General features: G+C 67.5%; 19 protein-coding genes and 1 pseudogene. 3 read left to right on the top strand and 17 right to left on the bottom strand.

Going from position 1 to position 24408, the window contains the following annotated elements; translation table 11 throughout:
• Positions 1-188 (top strand): annotated as a pseudogene (locus C5F48_RS25200) (TetR/AcrR family transcriptional regulator); the annotation flags it as partial.
• A 3-nt stretch (positions 189-191) separates the two neighbouring features.
• On the opposite strand, the gene C5F48_RS25195 reads toward C5F48_RS25200, so the two are convergent.
• From C5F48_RS25195 to C5F48_RS13440, 8 genes are all read right to left on the bottom strand, one after another.
• A complete protein-coding gene (locus C5F48_RS25195; protein ID WP_170139616.1) occupies positions 192-368 on the bottom strand; it encodes a hypothetical protein in 177 nt (58 codons plus the stop codon).
• Positions 369-750: 382 nt separating this feature from the next.
• Positions 751-2199 carry an IMP dehydrogenase gene (gene guaB / locus C5F48_RS13465; protein ID WP_107664424.1) on the bottom strand — a complete coding sequence of 483 codons (1449 nt, stop codon included), beginning with the start codon at positions 2197-2199 and terminating at the stop codon, positions 751-753.
• A 289-nt stretch (positions 2200-2488) separates the two neighbouring features.
• Positions 2489-2620: a hypothetical protein gene (locus C5F48_RS26050; RefSeq protein WP_258186503.1), complete on the bottom strand. Its 132-nt coding sequence runs from the start codon at positions 2618-2620 to the stop codon at positions 2489-2491.
• 116 nt (positions 2621-2736) lie between these two features.
• Positions 2737-3822 (bottom strand): ABC transporter ATP-binding protein, encoded by a 1086-nt coding sequence (locus C5F48_RS13460; protein WP_107664423.1) that lies wholly within the window; start codon positions 3820-3822, stop codon positions 2737-2739.
• A 16-nt stretch (positions 3823-3838) separates the two neighbouring features.
• Positions 3839-5485 carry an alpha-amylase family glycosyl hydrolase gene (locus tag C5F48_RS13455; protein WP_107664422.1) on the bottom strand — a complete coding sequence of 549 codons (1647 nt, stop codon included), beginning with the start codon at positions 5483-5485 and terminating at the stop codon, positions 3839-3841.
• A gap of 10 nt (positions 5486-5495) precedes the next feature.
• Entirely contained in the window at positions 5496-6620 is a 1125-nt protein-coding gene (locus tag C5F48_RS13450; RefSeq protein WP_107664421.1) for a carbohydrate ABC transporter permease, read from the bottom strand.
• Positions 6620-7612: a carbohydrate ABC transporter permease gene (locus C5F48_RS13445; RefSeq protein WP_107664420.1), complete on the bottom strand. Its 993-nt coding sequence runs from the start codon at positions 7610-7612 to the stop codon at positions 6620-6622. The genes C5F48_RS13450 and C5F48_RS13445 overlap by 1 nt, the downstream gene beginning before the upstream one ends.
• A gap of 63 nt (positions 7613-7675) precedes the next feature.
• Positions 7676-9037, bottom strand: a complete 1362-nt coding sequence (locus C5F48_RS13440) for an ABC transporter substrate-binding protein (RefSeq protein ID WP_107664419.1) — start codon at positions 9035-9037, stop codon at positions 7676-7678.
• A 311-nt stretch (positions 9038-9348) separates the two neighbouring features.
• On the opposite strand from C5F48_RS13440, the gene C5F48_RS13435 reads away from it, so the two are divergent.
• Positions 9349-10671, top strand: coding sequence for a GH1 family beta-glucosidase (locus C5F48_RS13435; RefSeq protein WP_107664418.1), 1323 nt, complete (start codon positions 9349-9351; stop codon positions 10669-10671).
• Between the two features lie 26 nt (positions 10672-10697).
• Positions 10698-11660, top strand: a complete 963-nt coding sequence (locus C5F48_RS13430) for a glucokinase (protein ID WP_107664417.1) — start codon at positions 10698-10700, stop codon at positions 11658-11660.
• Between the two features lie 83 nt (positions 11661-11743).
• Here C5F48_RS13430 and C5F48_RS13425 read toward each other — a convergent pair whose 3' ends face one another.
• From C5F48_RS13425 to glgX, 9 genes are all read right to left on the bottom strand, one after another.
• Positions 11744-12529: an FAD binding domain-containing protein gene (locus C5F48_RS13425; protein WP_107664416.1), complete on the bottom strand. Its 786-nt coding sequence runs from the start codon at positions 12527-12529 to the stop codon at positions 11744-11746.
• 10 nt (positions 12530-12539) lie between these two features.
• Positions 12540-14912 (bottom strand): xanthine dehydrogenase family protein molybdopterin-binding subunit, encoded by a 2373-nt coding sequence (locus tag C5F48_RS13420; protein ID WP_107664415.1) that lies wholly within the window; start codon positions 14910-14912, stop codon positions 12540-12542.
• 49 nt (positions 14913-14961) lie between these two features.
• Complete coding sequence (locus C5F48_RS13415) at positions 14962-15444, bottom strand: (2Fe-2S)-binding protein (RefSeq protein WP_107664414.1); 483 nt, start codon at positions 15442-15444, stop codon at positions 14962-14964.
• Positions 15445-15473: 29 nt separating this feature from the next.
• Positions 15474-16007, bottom strand: coding sequence for an SRPBCC family protein (locus tag C5F48_RS13410; protein WP_107664413.1), 534 nt, complete (start codon positions 16005-16007; stop codon positions 15474-15476).
• Positions 16008-16376: 369 nt separating this feature from the next.
• Positions 16377-18581, bottom strand: a complete 2205-nt coding sequence (locus tag C5F48_RS13405; protein WP_107664412.1) for a hybrid sensor histidine kinase/response regulator — start codon at positions 18579-18581, stop codon at positions 16377-16379.
• The gene (locus C5F48_RS13400; RefSeq protein WP_107664411.1) at positions 18578-19753 is read right to left on the bottom strand and encodes an FIST N-terminal domain-containing protein; all 1176 of its coding nucleotides are present in this window, start codon (positions 19751-19753) and stop codon (positions 18578-18580) included. The genes C5F48_RS13405 and C5F48_RS13400 overlap by 4 nt, the downstream gene beginning before the upstream one ends.
• 57 nt (positions 19754-19810) lie before the next feature.
• Positions 19811-20497 (bottom strand): response regulator transcription factor, encoded by a 687-nt coding sequence (locus C5F48_RS13395; RefSeq protein ID WP_107664410.1) that lies wholly within the window; start codon positions 20495-20497, stop codon positions 19811-19813.
• 72 nt (positions 20498-20569) lie between these two features.
• Positions 20570-22204, bottom strand: coding sequence for an alpha-D-glucose phosphate-specific phosphoglucomutase (locus C5F48_RS13390; RefSeq protein ID WP_107664409.1), 1635 nt, complete (start codon positions 22202-22204; stop codon positions 20570-20572).
• Positions 22201-24324 (bottom strand): glycogen debranching protein GlgX, encoded by a 2124-nt coding sequence (glgX, locus tag C5F48_RS13385; RefSeq protein WP_107664408.1) that lies wholly within the window; start codon positions 24322-24324, stop codon positions 22201-22203. Before glgX ends, C5F48_RS13390 begins: the two co-directional genes overlap by 4 nt.
• Between the last annotated feature and the right edge of the window lie 84 nt (positions 24325-24408).

Raw genomic sequence — 24408 nt, 5'->3', positions numbered from 1 at the left:
TCACCCCGCTGCTGGAATTCCGCGCCGATGTCCGCGCCCTGTTCCAACGCTGCCCGGCGCCAGATCTGGCGGCGGTCGTGCATCTGGCCTGCGAGGGGCTGGTGCACCGCAGGCTCACCGCGCCGGAAGACTGGGACGATGCGGAGGCCGCGGCCCGCTTCGCCACGCTGCGCGGGATGCTGGCCTGAGGCTCAGGCCGAGACGACAGCGATGCCCGGCTTGCTGGCGAGGCCGCCCACGATCAGGTCGCCGGTCCAGTCCTGCGGTGCGGCGAACCAGTTCGGGGTGAACCGCATCCGCGCCGCGGTCCGCGCCAACGCCTCGGGAGGGGTGAGCCAGACATGCAGGGCGCAGGTCTGGGTCATCATGATGAACGTCTTGCGCTGGCCGAACATAAGTTTCCCCGTGCCAAGGGCAGATGATTTCCCACCTGCCTCAGGACCGCAAAGCACCATAGAAAGGTTACCAAAGTCCTACCATTACCCGCCCGCCCCAACGGAAGAGGGGTCCGGCCTCGGACAGGGCTGATGCGCCGTCCTTGCCTCCTTACCCCTGAGCGTTGGAAAGCTCCGATGAGCCGGTGAGTCACGACTAAGGCGATTCTGCACTGCGGCGCAACGGCACGGCTTTTCTACATCAAAATGAGAATTGCCCTATCACAGTTATGCCACAGTCGGCCGATCCCTGCCCAAAAGGAGAAGGCCGCTCCTCCCTTCGGAGAAGCGGCCTCGTCACTTCGCCGATCCGGCCTCAGCCCAGCCGGTAGTTCGGGCTCTCGCGGGTGATCTGCACGTCATGGACGTGGCTTTCCTTCAGCCCTGCCCCGGTGATCCGCACGAAAGAGCAGCTGGAGCGCATCTCGGCGATGGTCCGGTTGCCGGTGTAGCCCATCGCGGCGCGCAACCCGCCGACCAGCTGGTGCACCACCGCCGCCGCCGAGCCCTTGTAGGGCACCTGACCCTCGATCCCTTCCGGCACCAGCTTGTCGCTGGCCGCGTCCTTCTGGAAATAGCGGTCGGCCGATCCGCGCGCCATGGCGCCGAGGCTGCCCATGCCGCGGTAGGATTTGAACGACCGGCCCTGGTACAGGATCACCTCGCCCGGGCTCTCGTCGGTGCCGGCGATGGCCGAGCCGACCATGGCGCAGGAGGCGCCCGCGGCGATGGCCTTGGCGAAATCGCCGGAGAACTTGATGCCGCCATCGGCGATCACCGGGATGTCGCCGGCCGCCGAGGCGGAATCCATGATCGCGGTCAGCTGCGGCACGCCGACGCCCGCCACGATCCGCGTGGTGCAGATCGAGCCCGGGCCGATGCCGACCTTCACCGCATCGGCGCCGGCGCCGATCAGCGCGCGGGTCGCCTCGGAGGTGGCGACGTTGCCCGCCACGACCTGGACCTGGTTGGAGAACTTCTTGATCCGCTCCACCGCGATGGCGACGCCCTCGGAATGGCCGTGGGCGGTGTCGATCACCACCATGTCGACGCCGGCCTCGATCAGCGCCTGGCTGCGCTCGAAGCCGGCGTCGCCCACGGTCGAGGCGGCGGCGACGCGCAGCCGGCCCAGCTCGTCCTTGCAGGCGTTCGGGTTCAGCACGGCCTTCTCGGTGTCCTTCAGGGTCAGGAGGCCCGTCAGCTTGCCCTGCCCGTCGGTCACCAGGAGCTTCTCGATCCGCCGCGCCTTCATCAGGCTGATCGCGGTCTCGCGGTCGGCGGGCTCCTGCAGGATGGCGAGGTTCTCCGAGCTCATCATCACCGAGACCGGGGTGCGGTCGTCGTTGGCGAAACGCATGTCGCGGTTGGTGACGATGCCGACCACCCGGCCCGCCTCGTCCACCACAGGGAAGCCGGTGACGTTGTAGCGTTCCTGCAGGGCCTTGGCGTCGGCCAGGGTCTGGTTCGGGGTCAGAGTGATCGGGGCGTAGACGATGCCGCTCTCGAAGCGCTTCACCCGGCGGACCTCGCGGGCCTGCTCCTCGACGCCGAGGTTGCGGTGGATCACGCCGATGCCGCCGGCCTGGGCCATGGCGATGGCCATGCGGCCCTCGGTGACCGTGTCCATCGCCGAGGACAGGAGCGGGATGTTCATCCGGATGGCCTTGGTGACGAAGGTCGCCGTGTCGGCATCCGAGGGCAGCACATTGCTGGCCGCCGGCACAAGAAGCACGTCATCAAAGGTGAGAGCCTCGCGAATCTCCATGGGTGTCTCCTTGGGGGATGTCGTTTGGCGGTTCCCTGTTTCACGGGTTTTGCGCGAAGGCAAGGGCAAATGGACCTGCCCGCCTGCCGCGACGGCAAGGCGCGGCGCGGGAGAGACAGGGAGGATCGGATCGGGGGGATCGGCGGCGACGAGGGGGCCTGCCGGGCGATCGGGTTTGCCCGGCGGCGGGGCCGGCAGGCGGGAACGAACGCGTTTTCACGCGTGAAAATCGGCCCAACTCTTTAAAACGAAAGGGATTTCCTGAAACCGTTCAGGAAATCTTAACCTTTCACTTGCCCTTGACCTTGTCCTGGGCCGCCTTCAGCCGCGCGGTGAGCGGGTTTTCCTCGGGCTTCACCGCCGTCTTGTCCTTCTTGGGCTTCTTCACTTCCTTGTTCGACCGCATCTGTCCTTTGGCCACAGCGTCTCTCCTCCGGCAGTTTCGCCCCGGCCGGAAGGCAAGGCGCGCGGGCCGCGCGCCGGGCGCGGCGATCCGGGTCCCGGCATGCGCCGCCTGCCCCCGCCTGTCAATCATCCTCAGCGGTAAAGCAGCGAGCGGCCCTGATAAAACAGATGCACCTTGCGCGGGTCGGCGGTCAGCCGGACCTCGCGGTGCCGCAGGTCACCGTGGATGCCGGGCAGCTTGGCCACCACCTGCGCCGCGTCATCCTGCCGGGCGAAATAGAGCAGCGTCACCTCGCCCAGGGCCTCGGTGATCTCCACCTCGCCGGTGAAGACCGCCGGCCCGTCGGAGGCCACCAGATCCTCGGGCCGCACCCCGACGTTGACCAGAAGACCCAGATCCTCCGGCGCGGTGTGGATCGCGGCCAGCGCCACCCCGCCATTGTCGAGCCGCACCCGGGTCTGCGGCCCGGTCTCGACGATCTCGCCGGGCATCAGGTTCATGGCGGGCGAGCCGATGAACTGGGCGACGAATTCGTTCTGCGGCCGCTCGTAAAGCTCCAGCGGCGTGCCGACCTGAGAGATCCCGCCGCCGGCCAGCACGACGATGCGGCTGGCCAGCGTCATCGCCTCGACCTGATCGTGGGTCACGTAGATCATGGTGCGGTCGGGCATCTTCTCCTTCAGCTGGGCGATCTCCAGCCGCGTCGCCACACGGAGCGCGGCGTCGAGGTTGGAGAGCGGCTCGTCGAAGAGATAGACCTTGGGATCGCGCACGATGGCGCGGCCGATGGCCACCCGCTGGCGCTGGCCGCCGGAGAGCGCCTTGGGCAGGCGGTCGAGATAGGGCGTGAGCTGCAGGATGCGCGCGGCATTGGCGACGGCGGCGGCGATCTCGGCCTTGGACTTGCGCGCGATCTTCATGGCGAATTCCATGTTCTGCCGCACCGTCATATGCGGGTAGAGCGCGTAGGACTGGAACACCATGGCGATGCCGCGCTGCGCCGGCGGCACGTCGTTCACCACGCGGCCGTCGATTTCCAGCGTGCCGGCGGTGATGCGTTCCAGCCCGGCGATCATGCGCAGCAAGGTGGACTTGCCGCAGCCGGAGGGGCCGACGAAGACGATCAGCTCGCCTTGCCGGATGTCGAGGTTGATGTCGCGGAGCACCCGCACATCGCCATAGGCCTTACCGACATCCTTCAGTCTCAGATCGGCCATTCGCGTCCCTCCCGTTTCAGATCCTCTTCGCCAGACAGACCTGCCATGGACCCAAGCTTACCCTGTTGTCGGCCTGCGGCGTCGCCGCGCCGATCTCCTGCCCCAGCGGCGCCCAGCAGCCGCCGGGCAGCATCGCCTCGACCGTGCCATCGCCCAGGTTGAAGGCGCAGAACACCGTCTCCTCGCCGGCGCGCAGGAACTGCACCAGCGGGCCCGCGGCCTTCATCGCCTCGGTCGAGCCGTGGCGCAGCACCGGATGGGCGCGGCGCAGGGCGATCACGGCGCGGTAATGGTTCAGCATCGAGTCAGGGTCGTCCTCCTGCGCCTCGACCGAGAGGCCGAGATGCGAGCCGGTCACCGGCAGCCAGGGCTCGCCGGTGGAGAAGCCGCCGCTGCGGTTGTCGCTCTCCCAGACCATCGGGGTGCGGCAGCCGTCGCGGCCCTTGAACTCCGGCCAGAACTCGATGCCATAGGGGTCGTGCAGATCTTCGAAGGCAAGCTCGGCCTCCGGCAGGCCCAGCTCCTCGCCCTGATAGAGGCAGACCGAGCCGCGCAGGCACTGGAGCAGCGTCGCGTAAGTCTTTGCCGCCTCGTGCGAAAGATGCCAGCGGGTGACATGGCGCACGGTGTCGTGGTTGGAGTAGCTCCAGCAGGGCCAGGCGCCGGGCGCCGCAGCATGAAGCCGGGCGAAGACATCGGCGAGGCCCTGCGCGGTCAGCAGTTTCGGCTGCAGCATCTCGAACGGGTAGCACATCTGCACCTTGTCGCCGCCCGAGGTGTATTCGGCCATGATCTCCAGCCCGAATTGCGCGTCGCCGACCTCGCCCACCGCCGCCGCCCCGTAGGGGTCGAGCACCGCGCGGAATTTCTTCAGGAATTCAAGGTTCTCCGGCTGGTTCTTGTCGAACATGTGCAGCTGGTGGTTATAGGGGTTCACCCCCGGCGCGATGGAGTCGTTGCGCAGCTCGCGCGGGAGGCGCGGATTGTCGCGCAGGTACTTGTCGGCAAAGTAGAAATTGATCGTGTCGAGCCGGAATCCGTCCACCCCGCGCTCCAGCCAGAAGCGCGCCACGTCCAAGAGCGCATCCTGCACCGCGGGTTCGTGGAAGTTCAGGTCGGGCTGCGAGGTGAGGAAGTTGTGCAGGTAGTATTGCTCGCGCCGGCCGTCCCATTTCCAGGCCGGGCCGCCGAAGATCGACAGCCAGTTGTTTGGCGGCGTGCCGTCGCCCTTCGGGTCGGCCCAGACATACCAGTCGGCCTTGGGGTTCACCCGGCTCTTGCGGCTTTCCATGAACCAGGGGTGCTGGTTCGAGGTATGCGACAGCACGAGGTCGATCATCACCCGGAGGCCGAGCCCATGCGCCTGGGCCACCAGCGCGTCGAAATCGGCGAGGGTGCCGAACATCGGATCGACGTCGCAATAGTCGCTGACGTCATAGCCGTAATCCTTCATCGGCGAGGTGAAGAACGGGCTGATCCAGACCGCATCGGCCCCGAGGCTCGCGATATGCGGCAGGCGCCGCGCGATGCCGCGCAGGTCGCCGACGCCGTCGCCGTCGCTGTCCTGGAAGCTGCGCGGGTAGATCTGGTAGATCACCGCGCCCCGCCACCAGTCGGGATCGGCTGCCAGAACATTGGACTCAACGGTCTTGATAAGGGTCATCTCGGTTCCATCATTTCACTGATCCGGCCAGCAGGCCGCGGACCAGATACTTCTGCATGGCGAAAAACACCACCAGCGGAACAGAAATGGACACAAAGGCCGAGGCGGCAAGGATTTCCCAGTCACCCCCGCGTGAGCCCAGAAGCTCGCGCAGGACGCCGGTCATCACCAGCTGGTCCTGGGTGTTGCCGAGGAAGACCGTGGCGATGAGGAGGTCGTTCCAGGTCCAGAGGAACTGGAAGATGGCGAAGCTGGCCAGCGCCGGGAAGGACAGGGGCAGGATGATCTTGAGGAAGATCTGGAAGTCGGTGGCCCCGTCGACCCGCGCGCTCTCGATGATCTCGCGCGGCAGGCCGACCATGTAGTTGCGCAAGAGGTAGATGGCGAGCGGCAGGCCGAAGGCGGAATGGGCGAGCCAGATGCCGAGGTAATCCTTGCCGATGCCGATGGCGTTGTGGAGTTGCAGAAGCGGGATCAGCGCCAGTTGCAGCGGCACGACGAGGAGACCGACGACCGAGGCGATCAGCAGCGAGCGGCCGGGAAACTCCATCCAGGCCAGGGCATAGGCGGCGAAGGCGGCGACGAGGATGGGGATGACGGTGGCGGGGATGGTGACCGTCATGGTGTTGAGGAAGGCGCGGCCGAGCCCTTGGGCGAAGAGCACGCGGTCGTAGTTCTCCAGCGTGAAGCGCGGCGGGGTGACCGAGGTCACGAAGAGCCGCGGGCTGCGGCCCTCGAAGGCCACGGGCGAGGTGACGCGGTAGCTGCCGTCCTCGTTCACCGTGCCGCTGATGCCGTCGCCGAAGTCGACCACCTCTCCCGGCTCATGGGCGGCGGGGTCGCGGTTGGAGGTGCCGAAGGCGCTGACCGTGCCGCCGGCCTCGAAGACCGAGCCGTCGATGACGAAAACCTCGCCCTCCTGCCGCTGGGTCTCGGCGTCGCCGATGCGGAAGCGCAGGCTCGCCTCGTGCGGGAAGAGCGAGGACCACCAGCCGGTGGTGGCGATCTGGTCGCGGTCGCGGAAGGAGGAGACCAGGAGGCCGAAGGTCGGGATGGTCCACAAGAGCACCAGCACGACGACGGCGATGTTGACCGCCCAGACGAGGCTCGATTTCGTGCCGGCGATATTGTCCATCAGCGCATCTCCTTGTGGGCGTTGCGGATGTTCCAGATCATGATCGGCGTCACCAGCAGCATGATGACCAGCGCGATGGCCGAGGCGCGGCCGGAGTCGTTGCCGCGGAACATCCAGTCGAACATCATGTTGGCCAGCACCTGCGTGCCCCACTGGCCGTTGGTCATGGCCAGCACGATGTCGAAGACCTTCAGCACCAGGATGGTGATCGTGGTCCAGACCACGGCGATTGTGCCCCAGATCTGCGGCACCTTGATCTTCAGGAAGATCTGGAAGGGCGAGGCGCCGTCGAGGATCGCGGCCTCGATGGTTTCCTCGGGGATGCCCCGCAGCGCGGCAGAGAGGATCACCATGGCGAAGCCGGTCTGGATCCAGATCAGCACCGCCATCAGGAAGAAGTTGTTCCAGGGCTCCAGCGTCAGCCAGGTCTGCGCCGTGCCGCCGAAGGCCTCCACCACCGCGTTCAGGAGGCCGATCTCGGTCCGGCCCTCGCCGCGGTAGTCGTAGATGAACTTCCAGATCACCGAGGCGCCGATGAAGGAGATCGCCATCGGCATGAAGATCATCGCCTTGGCGAAATTGCCCCAGCGGATCCGGTCGGTCAGCGCCGCGGCGATCAGGCCGAAGAAGGTCGCCCCGCCCGGCACCACCAGAAGCCAGAGGAAGTTGTTGCGGATCGACTCCTGGAATTTGCGGTCGTTCAGCAGCCAGAGGTAGTTGTCGGCCCCGACGAAGCGCTGGCCGGTGTTGTCGTGCAGCGAGAGCCAGATCGAGACGAAGACCGGATAGACCAGATAGACCGCCAGAAGGGCTATGGCCGGGAACAGGAAGAGCCAGGGCCGGATCATCGCGGCGCGCAGGATGTTGCGCCCGGCGTCGGGCCCGCGCGGCGGCCAGACCGCGTCGAGGATCATGTTGGACAGGAAGAAATAGGCGACGCAGCCGAAGACGCCGATCACCACGGTGCCGCCTGCCATGAAGAGCTGGTCCATGCGTCCCCTCCCGGAACGGTTCCCGGCCCGACCGCGGCTGCGGACGGGCCGCCCCCCGGGGGGTTACTTCAGCGTGTTCCAGGTGCGCTGCACATCGCCCGCCACCGTCGCCGCATCCTTGCCGCCGACATAATCGACCATCGCCGTCCAGAAGGCCCCCGCGCCGATGGCGCCCGGCATCAGGTCGGAGCCGTCGAAGCGGAAGGTATCGGCCTGAAGCAGGATGTCGCCCATCTTCTTCAGCGTCGGATCGCCATAGACCTCGGTGTTGACGCCCTTGTGCGGGGTCAGGAAGCCGGTCTGCGCCATCCAGATCTCATGCGCGATCGGGGTCTGCAGGAATTCGAGGAAGGCCTGCGCGACCGGGCTGTCCTTGGTGATGACGAAGAGCGTGCCCGCGCCGAGCACCGGCTTGCCCAGATCCTTTTCGGCCGAGGCGGGGAAGTAGAAGAAATCCACATCCTCGCCCACCACCGTGCCTTCGGGGAAGAAGGACGGGATGAAGGAGGCCTGATGGTGCATGAAGCATTGCGCCGGCGAGGTGAACAGCCCCTTCGGGCTGTCGCGGAAATCGGTCGAGCCGACGGCCGAGGCCCCGCCCGACACGAAATCATCGTTCCTGGCGAACCAGCCGAATTCCTCGATGGCGGCGATCACCTTGGGATCGTCGAAGGCCAGCTCGTTTCTGGTCCAGGCGTCGTAGTCCTCGGGCGTGTTCACCCGCAGCATCATGTCCTCGACCCAGTCGGTCGCGGGCCAGCCGGTCGCGGGACCGGAGCCGAGGCCGATGCACCAGGGCGTCTCGCCATCCTCGGCGATCTGCTCGGTCAGCGCCTTCAGCTCCTCCATGGTTTCGGGGACTTCGTAGCCCATATCCTCGAAGTTCTCGGGCGAGTACCAGACCAGCGACTTCACATCGACCTTGTAGACGAAGCCGTAGAGCGCCTCGGCGCCATCGGCCCCGGCATAGGTGCCGAGATCGACCCAGGACTCGCCCGCGGCATAGTTCTCGCGCAGCCAGTCGGCGGCGCTGGCCGGCAGCGGGGCCAGCTTGCCGCGCCGCGCCAGTTCCTGCGCGAGGCCGGGCTGCGGCACCACGGCAATGCCGGGCGGCGAGCCGGCCTCGACATCGATCATCACCCGCTGCTCGAAACCGTCGCCGCCGGAAAATTCCACATCCGCGCCGGTCGCCGCCTCGAAATAGGCCACCACCGTCTCGAACAGCGCCTTGTCCACCCCGCCCCAGGGGCCGTCGATCTTCAGCGACTGGCCGGAAAGGTCGCGCTTGAAGCTCTCGTAGCTGTCCCAGTTGAACCGGCTGTCCTCGCCCGGCGGGAATTTCAGATCCTGGGCGGCGGCGGCGCCGGACAGCAACGCTGCGGCGGCGGTGGCTAGAAATCTGGCGGCAAGAAATCTGGATGTCATGGAGTCCTCCCGGTTACGCGCGTGATGCTCGGCTGATTTTAACGCCTCTGTCCCCCCGTCAAATCCGCCCTGCCCCGACGATTGCCCAAGCGGGCTGGGCTGTCAATGAAACCGGCGCCCTGGCGAAACCGCGCATTCGGCGCGGGGCGTCGGCGATTTGCAGAATGGGCCCAATGGTGTAGCGAATGGATTTGATAAACATCGGATGCAGGATATGGTTCCGTCGCCCGGGCCGCAGCGCCTGACGTAACGGGAACCGCGCCGCCGCGCGGGAAGTTTTGTCCCGAACACCAGCCAGAACGGAGCACCGCATGACCTTCAGCCGCGACGATTTTCCCAAGGACTTCCTTTTTGGCGTCGCGACATCGGCCTATCAGATAGAGGGTCATCAATTCGGCGGCGCCGGGCGCAGCCATTGGGATGATTTCGCCGCCACGCCGGGAAATGTGGTGCGCGGCGAGAATGGCGCGCGGGCCTGCGACCATTACCACCGGATGGACGAGGATCTTGATATTCTCAAAGCGGGAAACTTTGACGTCTACCGCTTTTCGACCTCCTGGGCGCGGGTGATGCCCGAGGGGCGCGGCGCCGTGAATGCCGAGGGGCTGGATTTCTATGACCGGCTGGTGGACGGGCTTCTGGAGCGCGGGGTGAAGCCGGCGGCGACGCTCTATCACTGGGAGCTGCCTTCGGCGCTGCAGGACATGGGCGGCTGGCGCAATCGCGACATCGCCGACTGGTTCGCCGATTACACCGAGGTGGTGATGCGGCGGATCGGCGACCGGGTCTGGTCGGCGGCGCCGATCAACGAGCCGTGGTGCGTGGCCTGGCTCTCGCATTTCCTCGGCCATCACGCGCCGGGGCTGCGCGACATCCGCGCGGCGACACGGGCGATGCATCACGTGCTGCTGGCGCATGGCCGGTCGATCCAGGCGATGCGGGGCCTCGGGATGCAGAACCTCGGGGCGGTCTGCAACTTCGAGCATGCCGCACCCGCCGATGGCAGCGAGGCTTCGGGCAAGGCGGCGCGGCTCTATGACGGGATCTACAACCGCTGGTTCCTCTCGGCGATGTTCAACAAGGAATATCCGGCCGAGGTGCTGGAGGCGCTGTTGCCGCATATGCCGAAGGGCTGGGAGCAGGATTTCGAGGTGATAGGCGCGCCCGTCGACTGGTGCGGGCTGAACTACTACACCCGCAAGCTGATCGCCGCCGACGACGGCTCCTGGCCCGGGCTGCACGAGGTCGACGGGCCGTTGCCCAAGACCCAGATGGGCTGGGAGATCTATCCCGAGGGGCTGGAGTTCTTCCTCAACCGCACCCACGAGGGCTACACCCGCGGCCTGCCACTCTACGTGACCGAGAACGGCATGGCCAATGCCGATGTGCTGCGGGCGGGCGAGGTGCACGACCCGGAGCGCAGCCGCTATATCGAGGCGCATCTGGCCGCGGTGCGCCGGGCGATCGGCGCGGGCGTGCCGGTGGCGGGCTATTACGTCTGGTCGCTTCTGGACAATTACGAATGGTCGCTCGGCTACGACAAGCGCTTTGGCCTCGTGCATGTCGATTTCCAGAGCTTGCAGCGCACCCCGAAAGCATCCTATCACGCCTTGGCCCGCGCCCTGGCGCGTTGAGCTTCCCCTGAGATCCGGAGAGACCGATGACCGCTGCCCCCCTTTCGCTGGTTGCCGACATCGGCGGGACCAACACCCGCGTGGCGCTGGCGCAGGGCACCGTGCTGCTGCCCGGGAGCGTCCGCCGCTTTTCCAACGCCGCCCATGCCGGGCTGGAAGGTGTGCTGCGGCAGTTCCTGTCCGAGGCGGGCAATCCGCAGGTCGGCGGCGCCTGCGTGGCGGCGGCGGGGCCGGTGCGCGACGGGGTGGCGACGCTGACCAATCTCGACTGGACCATCGACGGCGCGGCGCTGGCGCGCTCCACCGGGGCGGCGACCGTGGCGATCCTGAACGATCTGCAGGCGCAGGGCCATGCCTTGGGCCATATCGCGGCGGAGAACCTGCGCGTGGTGATCGAGGGGCCGAAGGCGGCGCCCGGCGCCTCGATGCTCGTGATCGGCGTCGGCACCGGCTTCAACGCGGCGCCGGTGCATGACACGCCTTGGGGCCGGGTGGTGGCGCCCTCGGAATGCGGCCATGCCGGCATGCCGGTGACGACGCCGCGCGATCTGGCGCTGGCCGAGGCCGTGGCCACGGCGCATGGCTATGCCGGCGTGGAGGACGTGCTGTCGGGCCGCGGGCTGGAGCGGGTCTTCGCCTTCACCTCGGCCGAGGCCGGGACGGCGGGCGATCTGACAGCCGCCGAGATCATGGCGGCGAGCGGCGCGCCCGGACCGGCGCAGGAGGCGGCGCGGCTCTTCGTGCGGCTGCTGGGGGCCGAAGCCGGCAATCTCGCCCTGATCCACCTGCCCTTCGGCGGCGTCTTCCTCTGCGGCGGCGTGGCGCGGGCCTTCACTGAACTGCTGGGCCCGATGGGCTTTGCCGAGGCTTTCCGCGACAAGGGCCGGTTCTCGGAGTTCATGGGCAGTTTCGCCGTCTCCATCGTCGAGGACGATTACGCCGCCCTCACCGGCTGCGCCACCTACCTGTCGCAGGGCGCACGCGGCTGAGAACCTCTGCGGGGCGCAAAAGGCCAGCCCGCCCCTTGCGGGACGGGCTGGCCTTCGACGAGGATATTTGGACCGGGAGGGGGTCAGGCGGCGGTTACGGCGCGGCCTGTCAGCACTTTCACCAGAGCGGCGCGATAGTCTTTCGAGCCGTGCAGGTCGGCGATCATGCCCTCGGCCGGGACGCTGAGGCCTTCAAGCGCCGTCGCGCTGAAGTTCGATGACAGCGCCGCCTCGGCCTCCGCCCAGCGGAACACGCCTTCCTCCGAGGCCCCGGTGACCGCCACCCGCACGCCCTGCGGGTATTTCGCCACGAAGACCCCCACCAGCGCGAAGCGCGAGGCGGGTTGGGCGAATTTCACATAGGCCGCCTTTTCCGGGATGGGGAAGATCACCGAGGTGATGATCTCGCCCTCGTCCAGCGCCGTGGTGAACATACCCTGGAAGTAATCGTCCGCGGCGATCTCGCGCTGGTTGGTGACGATGGTCGCCCCCGAGGCCAGCGCCGCCGACGGGTAGCAGGCCGAAGGGTCGTTGTTGGCAAGGCTGCCGCCGATGGTGCCCCGGTTGCGCACCGCCGGGTCGCCGATATGCGAGGCCTGATCGGCCAGCGCCGGATAGTGCGCGCGGGCCTCTGTCGCGATGGTGGCGTGGGTCGTGGCCCCGCCGATGGCGAGACCGCGGTCACTGAGGCAGATGCCCCGCATCTCGGCGATGCCGGTGAGGCTGACCAGCACATCCGGCGCGGCCAGCCGCTGCTTCATCGAGGGCAGCAGGGTCTGCCCGCCGGAGAGCGCCTGCGCCCCCTCCGCCGCCAGGGCCGCCACCGCATCCTGAACCGTCGAGGGTTTCACCAGTTCGAAGTTGTGCATCCTATCCCCCTCAGCCGTTGATTGCCGCCCAGACGCGCGAGGGCGTCAGGGGCATGTCGATATGGGTCACATGGGTGATCCCGCCGCGATGCAGCGCGTCGAGCACCGCATTCACCACCGCGGGGGGCGAACCGATGGCCCCTGCCTCGCCGCAGCCCTTCACCCCCAGCGGGTTGTGGGTGCAGGGCGTGGCGCAGGAATGGTCCACCGTGATGTTGGGCAGATCGTCGGCGCGCGGCATGGCGTAATCCATGTAGCTCCCCGTCAGCAGCTGCCCGTCCTCGTTGTAGCGCACCGATTCCATCAGCGCCTGACCGATGCCCTGCGCCACCCCGCCATGCACCTGCCCCTCGACGATCATCGGGTTGATGACATTGCCGAAATCGTCGGCGCAGGTGAAGCTGACGATCTCCACCCGGCCCGTCTCGGCATCCACCTCGACCTCGCAGCCATAGGCGCCTGCGGGATAGGTGAAGTTCGACGGGTCGTAGAAGGCGGTTTCCTCCAGCCCCGGCTCCAGCGTCTCAAGCGGATAGTTGTGCGGGACGTAGGCCGAGAAGGCGATCTCGCCGAAGGTCTTCTGCTTGTCGGTCCCGGTGACGCTGAAGGCGCCATCCTCGAAGACGATGTCGTCTTCCGAGGCCTCCAGCATATGCGCGGCGATCTTCTTGCCCTTGGCGATGATCTTGTCCGCCGCCTTCACCATGGCCGAGCCGCAGACAGCGAGGCTGCGCGAGCCGTAGGTGCCCATGCCGAACGGGATCTTCGAGGTATCGCCATGCACGATCTCGATGCTGGACGCCGGAACCCCCAGCTTGTCGGAGATCACCTGCGCGAAGACCGTCTCGTGCCCCTGCCCGTGGCTGTGCGCGCCGACCAGCACCGAGATGTTGCCGGTGGCGTTCACCCGCACGGTGGCGCTGTCGAAGAGCCCGACCCGCGCACCCAGCACGCCGACGAGGTTCGACGGCGCGATGCCGCAGGCCTCGATCCAGGTGGAGAGGCCGAAGCCGCGCAGCTTGCCGCGCGCGCGGCTCTCGGCCACCCGCGCCTCGAAGCCGTTGCGGTCGATCATCTCGCCCAGCTTGTCGAGCGTGGCATGGTAGTTGCCGGTATCATAGACCAGCCCGACCGGCGTGGTGTAGGGGAACTGGTCGGTGGTGAGGAAGTTCTTCGCCCTGAGCTCCCACGGGTCGAGCCCCAGCTCGCGCGCCGCCTTGTCGATGACCCGCTCGATGGAATAGGTCGCCTCGGGGCGGCCCGCGCCGCGATAGGCGTCGACCGGCACGGTATTGGTGAAGACCGCCTTCACGTTCACATAGACATGCGGCGTCTTGTACGGCCCGGCCATCAGCGTGCCATGCAGGAAGGTCGGCGTGCAGGTCGCGAAGTTCGAGAGATAGGCGCCGACATTGGCCAGCGTCTCGGTGCGCAGCGCGAGGAAGTTGCCTTCCATGTCGGTCGCAAGCTCGATCTTGGTGACGTGATCGCGGCCATGCGCGTCGGTCATGAAGGCTTCGGAGCGGTCGCAGACCCATTTCACCGGGCGGTTCAGGAGCTTCGAGGCGGCCAGCACCGCCGCTTCCTCGCCGTAGTGGTAGATCTTCGACCCGAAGCCGCCGCCCACGTCGGGGGCGATCACCGTCAGCTTGTTCTCGGGGATGCCCATGACGAAGGCCGAGATCAGCAGCCGCGACAGATGCGGGTTCTGCGAGGTGGTGTAGAGCTTGTAGTCGCCGGTGCCCGGGTCGAAATCGCCGATCGAGGCGCGGGGCTCCATCGGGTTCGGTGACAGGCGGTTGTTCACCAGCTCCAGCGTCGTGACATGCGGGGCTGCGGCGAAGGCCGCATCGACGGCGGCGCGGTTATCCTCGATCCAGCCCCAGTCGAAGACGATGTTGTCGGAAATCTCGTCATGCACCCGGTTCGAGGCATCGGCCACGGCGGCGGCCATGTCGACGATGGCGGGCAGCTCCTCGATATCGGCGGTGATGGCGTCGCAGGCGTCCTGCGCCTGCTCGAAAGTCTCGGCGATCACCATGGCATAGGCGTCGCCGACGTGGCGCACCTTGCCATGCGCCAGCACCGGGCGCTTGGGCTCCTTCATCGTCTCGCCGTTGCGGCTCTGGACCAGCCAGCCGGTCGGGTTGCCGCCGACCTCCTTGAAATCCTCGCCGGTCAGGATCGCCAGCACGCCCGGCATCTCGGCCGCCGCGCTGGTGTCGATGCCGTTGATCCGGCCATGCGCCACGTCCGAGCGCAGGAAACAGGCGAAGGCCTGACCGCGCAGGTTGATGTCGGCGGTGTAGCGTCCCTTGCCGGTCAGGAACCGGATATCCTCGCGCCGCTTCGTGCTGGCGCCAATTCCGCCGTCTTTCGGCATGTCTCTCTCCCCTGATGCGCTGCGTGAAGAACGCGCGCCAAATGATTGATTACTCGGCCGCCAGCTGCTGCTCGCCCTGCCCGGAGGCCGCCATCACCGCCTTGACGATGTTGTGGTAGCCGGTGCAGCGGCAGATGTTGCCCTCGAGATAGGCGCGCACCTCGGCCTCGGTCGGGGTCGGGTTCTCGGCCAGCAGGGCGGCGGAAGACATCACCATGCCGGGGGTGCAGAAGCCGCATTGCAGGCCGTGATGGTCCTGAAAGGCCTGCTGGATCACCGAGAGCGAGCCGTCCTTGTTCGCCATGCCCTCGATGGTGCGGACCTCGGCCCCGGCCACGTCCTGCGCCAGCACGGTGCAGCTTTTCACCGGCTTGCCGTCGACATGCACCACGCAGGCGCCGCATTGCGTCGTGTCGCAGCCGACATGGGTGCCGGTCAGCCCCAGCCCGTCGCGCAGAAAGGACGACAGCAAGGTGCGCCCCTCGGTCTCGGCCGACATGGCCTTGCCGTTCACGGTCATCGTGACTTTCATCAATTCCCTCCCTCACTCATTCCCCGGCCTCAGCGCGAGACGATGCGCTTGAACCAGCCCTTCTTCTCGGTCGCGGGGGCCTCCGCCCCGGGCTCGGCTTCCGCCAGCTCGACCTCCTCCTCCGGCCCCTCGACCGCCTGCTGGAAGCGTTCGAAGAACTGGTCGGCCATCTTGCGGGTGAAGCTGTCGATGATCCGGCTGCCGAGCTGCGCCAGCTTGCCGCCGACATGGGCATCGACGGCGTAGGTCAGGAGCGTGCCCTCGCCTTCGCGCGCCATGGTCACCTGCGCCGAGCCCTTGGCAAAGCCCGCAGGCCCGCCCTTGCCCTCGCCGGTGATCTTCAGCCCCTCCTCGGGGACCATCTCGGACAGCGTGACCTGGCCGGTGAACCGCGCCTTCACCGGACCGACCTTCTGCACCACGACGGCCTCGAAGCCGTCTTGCGGATTGCCGGAGATGCTCTCGCAGCCCGGGATGCAGGCCTTGAGCACCTCGGGGTCGAGGATCGCCGCCCAGACGGTCGCCGGGTCGGCCTTGATCGATCTCTGATCTGAAAGTTGCATGAAGAGCCCCCCTGTTGCCCAGACTTTAGGGCGAAAGCCGAGGCTGCGGCTATGTGACCTTGGTCGTATTGTCGCGCGGGGGAATGCCAAACGCGCCCCTGGCATCAGGGGCGCGTTGCAAAAAGCCTACGCGATCTGGACCGCCACATGACCAGTCCAATCAAGCTGCCACTCTATCCAGAGTTTGGCAGGAGCACAGGGAATGAACACCAGAAACAGCGTCAGCGTTACGGTGCGAGCAGATGATTTTACGGGTGGCCTCATGATCTTCTCCATAATTAGAGGTGGATCATGCGGACCGTCCCTTCTGCCACTTTATCTGGGTGTGTTCGTAATTTTAGCAGAAGCCTAAGCTCTGCGCAATAATCATCAAAGGTCGGCCAGAAACTCCTCCAGCACCCGGGCGTCGATCGGCTTCTGGATCAGCCGGATGTCGGAGGCGGCGCAGAGGGCGGCGACCTCGGGGCGGCGGTTGGCGGTGACGATGCAGGCGGGCACCGGGCCATGGGCGGCGCGCATCCGGCGGATGAACTCGACGCCGGTCATGCCCGGGCCGAGCTGATGGTCGACGAGGAAGAAGTCCGGCAGGATGCCGATCTCCTCGATCAGCGCCAGCGCCTCCTCGCCCGTCGCCACGTCGAGGACACTCATGCCCCATTTCTCCAGCAGGAGGCCCATCGCCCGGCGCAGGTCTTCGTCGTTCTCCACCAGAAAGGCTATCTTGTCCTGCGCCGCGACCATGGTCTGCTGGCGCAGGTCGGTCGCCGCCTGACCGTGGGCGGCGGGCAACGCCCCGCCCTCGGCGCGCGGCACCTGCAGCATGAAGCAGGTGCCGCGCCCGACGACCGAGTTCAGCCCGAGCGGATGGCCGAGAAGACCGCAGGCGCGCTCGACGATGGCGAGGCCCAGCCCCATGCCCTCGGAGGCCGAGGCCGGGGCGTGCAGGCGGTGGAACTCCTTGAAGATGTTCTCCTGATCCGCCTCGGGAATGCCCGGCCCGGTATCCCAGACCTCGAGCCGCACCATGCCGCGCTTGGGCCGCGCGCCCACCAGCACCCGGCCTGTCGTCGTGTAGCGGATGGCGTTGCCGATCAGGTTCTGCAGGATGCGCCGCAGGTAGGTCGGGTCGGACAGCACCACGGCGCTGGAGGGCAGCAGCTCCAGCCGCAGCCCCTTGGCGGCGGCGAGCGGCGCGAATTCGTCGCGCAGTTGCGTCATCAGCCGGTCGAGCCGCACCGGCCCGACCGAGACCGCCGCCCTGCCCGATTCCAGCTTCGAGATATCCAGCAGCGCGCCGAGGATGCCCTCGACCGAGTCGAGCGCGTTCTGCGCCTTGGCCAGCGCCTCGCGGCTCTGCGGCGCCACGGCCTCGTCGCCGATCGAGGCGATGAAGAGCTTGGCGGCGGAGAGCGGCTGCAGGAGGTCGTGGCTCGCCGCGGCGACGAAGCGCGAGCGGCTGGCATTGGCGCGCTCGGCATGGGCCAGCGCATCCTCCAGTTCCAGCGTGCGCGCCATCACCCGGGCCTCCAGCGTCTCGTTGGCGCGGCTGAGCGCGGCGATGGCGGCGCGTTCGGCGGTGGCGTCGGTGAAGCTCATCACGAAGCCGCGGTCGGGCATCTCCTGCGCGAAGACGTCGAGGATCATGTCGGCCCCGCGCCGGAGCTCGAAGTTCAGCGGCGCGCGGCCGTTGTGGGCCCGCACCCAGGCCTCCAGCCCCTCCGGGGTGATGCCGTCGAAGGCGATCTCGGACTGGAACCGCTCCATCAGCGACTCGAAGCTGGCGCCCAACCGGAAGCGCGCCAGCGGGATCGCCAGCAGCGCGCCGAGCCGCTGGTTCCAACCGACGAGCCGGCCCTCGGCGTCGAAGATGCAGACCCCCTGATTGATGTGGTCGAGCGTGGCGCGGATCACCCGCGCCTGATCGTCCAGCATCTTGCCGCGCTCCAGCCGCTCCAGCCGGATGATGTCCGTGACGTCGGTCTGCAGGATCACCGTGCCGCCGTCCGCGGTGCGATGCTCGGACACCTGCAGCCAGCGGTCCCAGATCATGCGGACATTGAAGATCACATGCCGGTCCTGATGCCGGCGGCGGCGGCGGATCGCCCAATCCTCCGGCGTCTCGGCCTCGGGCAGCGCGAGGTAGCGCGAGCGGCTGACCAGCTCGATATAGCCGTCGAAGGTCAGGCCGGGTTTCAGGTGGTCCTTGATGTCCAGCAGATGCAGGCCGAAGCGCGAGTTGCAGAGCACCAGCACCTCGTCGGCGTCGAAGAGGGCGAAACCCTCCTGCACCGTCTCGATGGCATTGGCGAGGTTCTGCCGCGCCGCCTCGGTCGCGCGGTTCGCCTCGGCCAGACGGTCGTTCGACAGGTTCAGAAGGTCCAGCGTGCGTTCCAGATCGGCGGTGCGTTCGCGCACCTGATCCTCGAGCATGGCGGCGCGCTGGAACTGGGCATAGGCGGCGCCACCGTCGTCGGTGATCCGCTCCACCCGGGCCATCAGCACGCGGGCGATCTGCAGGAGCTTGTCGCGCTGGCGCTCGATCGGGTCGGCGGGGTCGACCAGCGCGTCGATCATAGCGGCGTCTCCGGCGGATAGATCGCGACGCCGGTCATGGTCTGGTTCACATGCATGCCGTTCAACTGCTCGCCATAGGTCGAGAACCCCACCACGCGGTGATCGCGCAGAAGGCCGGAGACGGCGCCGAGGCTCTGATTGTCCAGCGCCTCCATCCGCCGCAGGATGCAGTCGCAGGCGAGGATCGCCGCAGGCGCTCCCCCGCGCGACAGGGAAGCCAGCTCGCCGCGCAGATGCACCACCATGTCCTGCGGCTCGGCCAGCGTCAGCACCAGCCCCTCGTCTATGGCGGAAAAGAAGATCAGATCGCCATTCTCGGCCACCTGACGGATGGCGCGGACGTGGTGCTTGCCGCCGATCCGCACCACGACCGGATGGGCGGCGAAGGTGAAGCTGGTCAGCTGGCCCGGGTCCTTGCCCAGGAGCCGGGCATATTCCAGCGCGGCAGGCTCGGCATTGATGCGGCGGACGATGCGGTTCTTCGGGTCGGCCTCGGTCACCACCATGCGCCGCTCGGTCGGGGTGAAATGGTCGAGGTTGAACACCTTCACCCGGCAGTCGCTGCGCAGGAGCGCCAGCACGGCGGCATCGCGCAGAACCTCGCCACCGTGCAGCACGAAGGTCTCGCGGAAGCGCGTGCCATCCGCCGCCGACCCGCCGAAGAGCGGCACCGGGCCGAGCCCCGAGGCCAGCGCCGAGGCCAGCTCGTCCTCGCGGATCGACAGGCCATCGACCATCAGGAAGGCGAATTCGTGGCCCCAGTCGGGCCGCTGCCGCGCCAGCCCGGCCCGCGCGCGGATCAGCCGCCCGATCAGCGTTTCGGCGTCGAGCGCGCCCAGATCGCGGATCAGCATCGGCGACACCGCGAAATGCGCCGCCGACAGCCCGACCGCGACGATCTCGCCCTCGGTATAGCCTGCGGGCGAGATCTCTCCCGCCGTGGTGCAGCCGATCACCGGCGTGTCGGGAAAGGCCTGCGCCGCCTCGGCCGCAAGGCGGGGAATGTCGGCCTCGGGGGCGATGAAGAGGATGACCAGCGCGAAGGGCCCTACCCCCAGTCCGCGGCGCAGGGCTGCCGCGGCATCGGGCGCGCCCGCCGCGACATGCGCGGTGGCGACCAGCTTCAGCGCCTCTACCGGCGCCCCGCGGAGGGTGTCGCCCAATTCGGTCATCGCAATCCTCCCCCGGATAACGAGCCTAAGCCGCGGCGCCGCAAGCTGTCCAGCGGCTCAGCCGTTCTCGGGCATCAGCGAGGCGAAACTCGCCTCCTGCACGATCAGCACCGCCTGCGTCCGGCTCTGCACCCCGAGCTTGCGCATGATCGCGGTGACATGCGCCTTCACCGTGGTCTCGGCGATGGTCAGGTCATAGGCGATCTGCTTGTTCAGCCGCCCCTCGCAGATCAGCTGCAGGATCTTGGCCTGCTGCCGGGTCAGCAGCGCCAACCGGGCGATGGCGTCCTCGCGCTGGGTGGTGGGCGCGGCCGGGTCGGATTGCGGGGTGTAGCCCTCGGGCACATAGCCGCGCCCCTCGCGCACCGCCTCGAAGGCGGCGCGGAACACCTCGCGGCGGGAGTGTTTCGGTACGAAGCCCGCCGCCCCCGCCTTCAGCGCGGCGCCGATCACCCGGTTGTCGGCCAGGGACGAAACCACCACCACCGGCACCGTCCCCAGACTGGCGCGCAGCCGGATCAGCCCGTCGAGCCCGTTCACATCCGGCAGGTTCAGATCCAGCACCACCACATCGAAGCCCGGCGTCAGGTCCAGCCGGTGCAGCGCGGTTTCCAGCCGGTCGGCGGTCTCGATCTGGGTGATGCCCGCCACCGCCTTCAGCGTCATCGACAGCGCATCGCAGAACAACGGATGGTCGTCGATGATCAGCGCGGAATGCAGCGGGCGGAAATGCGGTTCGGTCATGCGGGGCCTGCGGTTCTTTGCCTTACGCTAGCAAAGGCCCGACCCCGCAGGAACCCATCCCAAGGTCGGGGATCAGGTGATCACGTCGGGCTCCTTGCGCCCGGTATGACGGCTGATCCCGGCGATCTCGTGCGCCGCCTCGATCACCGGGCGCAGCGCCTCCTGCGGGTCGAGATCCAGCCCCTCCGGCCCCGGCGCATAGCGTTCGAGGTAGAGCCGCAGCGTCGCGCCCTCGGTCCCGGTGCCCGACAGGCGCATCACGATGCGGCTGCCGTCCTGGAACAGGATGCGCACACCCTGCTTCTGGCTGAGCGAGCCGTCGACCGGATCGGTATAGGCGAAGTCGTCGGCCTCGGCGATCTTGAGGTGATGGTCGAAGGCGACGCCGGCCAGCCCGTCCAGCTTGCCGCGCAGCTCGGCCATCATCGCATCGGCCTTCGCCGTCTCGATCGCCTCGAAGTCGTGGCGCGAATAGTAGTTGCGGCCGAACTTCTCCCAATGCTGTTTCAGGATCTCGGCCACGCTCTCCTTGCGGACGGCGAGGATGTTGAGCCAGAGCAGCACCGCCCAGAGCCCGTCCTTCTCGCGCACGTGGTCCGAGCCGGTGCCGAAGCTCTCTTCGCCGCAGATGGTGACGCAGCCCTCGTCCAGAAGGTTGCCGAAGAACTTCCAGCCGGTCGGCGTCTCGTAATCCTTGATCCCGAGGAACTCCGCCACCCGGTCCACCGCCGCCGACGTGGGCATGGAGCGCGCCACACCCTTCAACCCGCCGGCATAGGCCGGGGCCAGATGCGCATTGGCCGCAAGCACTGCGAGGCTGTCGGAGGGCGAGACATAGATGCCCTTGCCCACCACCATGTTGCGGTCGCCGTCGCCATCCGAGGCCGCGCCGAAGGCGGGGGCGTCGGGGCTGAACATCTCGTCCATCAGCGCCTTGGCCCAGGTCGGGTTCGGGTCGGGGTGCATGCCGCCGAAATCGGGCAAGGGCGTGCCGTTGACCACGGTGCCCGGGGCCGCGCCCAGACGGTTCTCGAGGATCTCCCTCGCGTAGGGTCCGGTCACGGCGCACATCGCGTCGAAGCGCATGGTGAAGCCCGCGGTGAACATCGCCCGGATCGCGCCGAAGTCGAACAGGCTCTCCATCAGCGTGGCGTAATCGGCCACCGGATCGACCACATCGACCTGCATGCCGCCCACGTCCACCCGACCGATGGCGGAGAGATCGATGTCGGGCGTGTCCAGCGTCTTGTATTCGGTGAGCGTCTTCGTCGCGGCATACATCGCCTCGGTCACCGCCTCGGGGGCCGGGCCGCCGTTCGGCATGTTGAACTTGACGCCGAAATCCTCCTCCGGGCCGCCGGGGTTGTGGCTGGCCGACATGATGATGCCGCCGTCGGTCTTGTAGAGCCGGATCAGATGCGAGGCGGCAGGGGTGGAGAGCACCGCATTCTGCCCCACGATCACCCGCTTCGCCCCGTTGGCCGCCGCCATGCGCAGGATGGTCTGCGCCGCGGTGTCGTTGAAATACCGCCCGTCGCCGCCCAGAACCAGCGTCTTGCCGGTGGCGCCGCCGATGGCGGTGAAGATGGATTGCACGAAATTCTCGAGGTAATTCGGTTGCATGAAGACCGGGGTCTTCTTGCGCAGGCCGGAGGTGCCGGGTTTCTGGTCATCAAAGGCTTTTGTGGAAATGGTCTTGATCGTCATGGGGTCTCTCCCGTTGCGGCTGGTGCGAAGACCAACACGGAATGCGCCGGCGCTTCAAGCCCCGGCAAAGCGGTCTCGGCCCCGCAGTCGGGCCGCGTGGTGTCGAGGATCAGTTGCCAGCCCATTGGGCTGTCGGGCAGCACCAGCGGCAGGGCGGGCCCGCAGTTCAGCACGGCGAAGACCGGGCTCTCGCCATGGTCCTCGCCCTCGGCGGCCATGCGCAGCTCCATGCAGAGGCAGCGAAAGGCCGGGTCGTGCCAATCCTCAGGGCTGGGCGAGGCGCCGTCGGCGCGCCGCCAGATCACGTCGGGCAGACCGTCTGCCGCGCGCCGGCGGGCATGCAGGAAGCGCTTCTGGCGCAGCACCGGATAGGCGCGGCGCAGCGCGATCAGCCGCGCGACGAAGGCCTGCATCTCGCGATCCGCGTTCGGCCAGTCTACCCAGCCGATCTCGTTGTCCTGCGCATAGGCGTTGTTGTTGCCGCCCTGCCCGTTGCCGATCTCGTCGCCGCCGAGGATCATTGGCGTGCCCTGGCTCAGCATCAGTGTGGCGAGCATGTTGCGCCGCCGCAGCGCCCGGGCGGCCAGCAGCGCCGGATCGTCGCTCGGCCCCTCGAAGCCCATGTTGTCGGAATGGTTGTCGTCATGGCCGTCGCGGTTGTCCTCGCCATTGGCGAAGTTGCGCTTGACCGAAAAGCTGACGAGATCGGCCAGGGTGAAACCGTCATGCGCGGTGATCATGTTGACCGAGGTGGTGGCTGCGCGCGAGCCGTGGTCGAACCGCTCCGCCGAACCAAGCAGCCGCTGCGCCAGATCCGGCGTCACCCCGGCGTCGCCGCGCCAGAAGCGCCGGACGCTGTCGCGGAACTTGTCGTTCCACTCGAGGAACGGGTGCGGGAAGGCCCCGAGCTGATAGCCGCCCGGCCCGATGTCCCACGGCTCGGCGATCAGCTTCACCCGGCTCAGCACCGGGTCCTGGCGGATCGCGTCGAAGAAGCCGCCCTGCGGATCGAAGCCCGAGGCCTCGCGCCCCAGCACCGACGCGAGGTCGAAGCGGAAGCCGTCGACATGCATCACCTCGACCCAGTAGCGCAGGGAATCCAGCACCATGCGCAGCACCATCGGATGCGCGAGATCCAGCGTGTTGCCGGTGCCGGTATCATTGGCATAGCGCCGCCCGCCCTCGGTCAGCTTGTAGTAGCTGCGGTTGTCGAGCCCGCGGAAGGACAGCGTCGGCCCCAGCTCGTCGCTCTCGCCGGAATGGTTGTAGACCACGTCCAGCACCACCTCGATCCCGGCGGTGTGGAAGCGCCGCACCATGGTCTGGAACTCCCAGAGCGCGGATTTGGTCAGATAGCGCGGCTCGGGCGCGAAGAAACCGATGGTCTGGTAGCCCCAGTAGTTGCTGAGCCCCTTGTTCACCAGGAAGCGGTCGTCGAGGAAGGCCTGCACCGGCAGCAGCTCGATCGTGGTGATGCCGAGCTTCACCAGATGGTCGAGCACCACATCCGAGGCGAGGCCGAGGAAGGTGCCACGCAGCCCCGGGTCCACCTCGGGATGCAGCGCGGTCAGCCCCTTCACATGCGCCTCGTAGATCACCGTGCGGTCCAGCGGCACCGCGGGCGAGACATCGTTGCCCCAGTTGAAATTGCTTTCCAGCGCCACCACCGATTTCGGCACGGCGAAGGCGGAGTCGCGGGTGTCGATCGACAGATCGCCGCGGGGGCTGCCGACCTTGTAGCCCATCAGCGCGTCCGACCATTTCAGCCGCCCGGAGAGCTTGCGCGCATAGGGGTCGATCAGCAGCTTGGCCGGGTTGAAGCGATGCCCCGCCTCGGGCTGGTAGGGTCCGTGCACCCGGTAGCCGTAGAGAGTGTTCGGCACCACGCCGCCGACATGGATGTGCCAGACATCGCCGTAGCGTTCGCGCAGCGGCAGGCGGCACAGCTCCTTGCGGCCATCGGGCGAGAAGAGGCAGAGCTCCACCTTCTCGGCATGGGCCGAGAAGACCGCGAAATTCACCCCGTCGCCGTCGAAGCTGGCCCCCATCGGCCAAGGGCGGCCCGGCCCGATCGCGTGACCGGACAGCCGTGGGGGCGGCGGCTCGGACGGCGCTGTCACGCGAGCAGGCTCTGGTAGAGGGCGGCATATTCCGCCGCCGAGCTCTCCCATCCCACTGGATGCTTCATGGCGTTGCGCTGCACC

This window comes from Cereibacter changlensis JA139 (assembly GCF_003034985.1).
GTDB classification, from domain to species: Bacteria; Pseudomonadota; Alphaproteobacteria; order Rhodobacterales; family Rhodobacteraceae; genus Cereibacter; species Cereibacter changlensis.
This window is presented reverse-complemented; position numbering and strand designations above follow the sequence as displayed.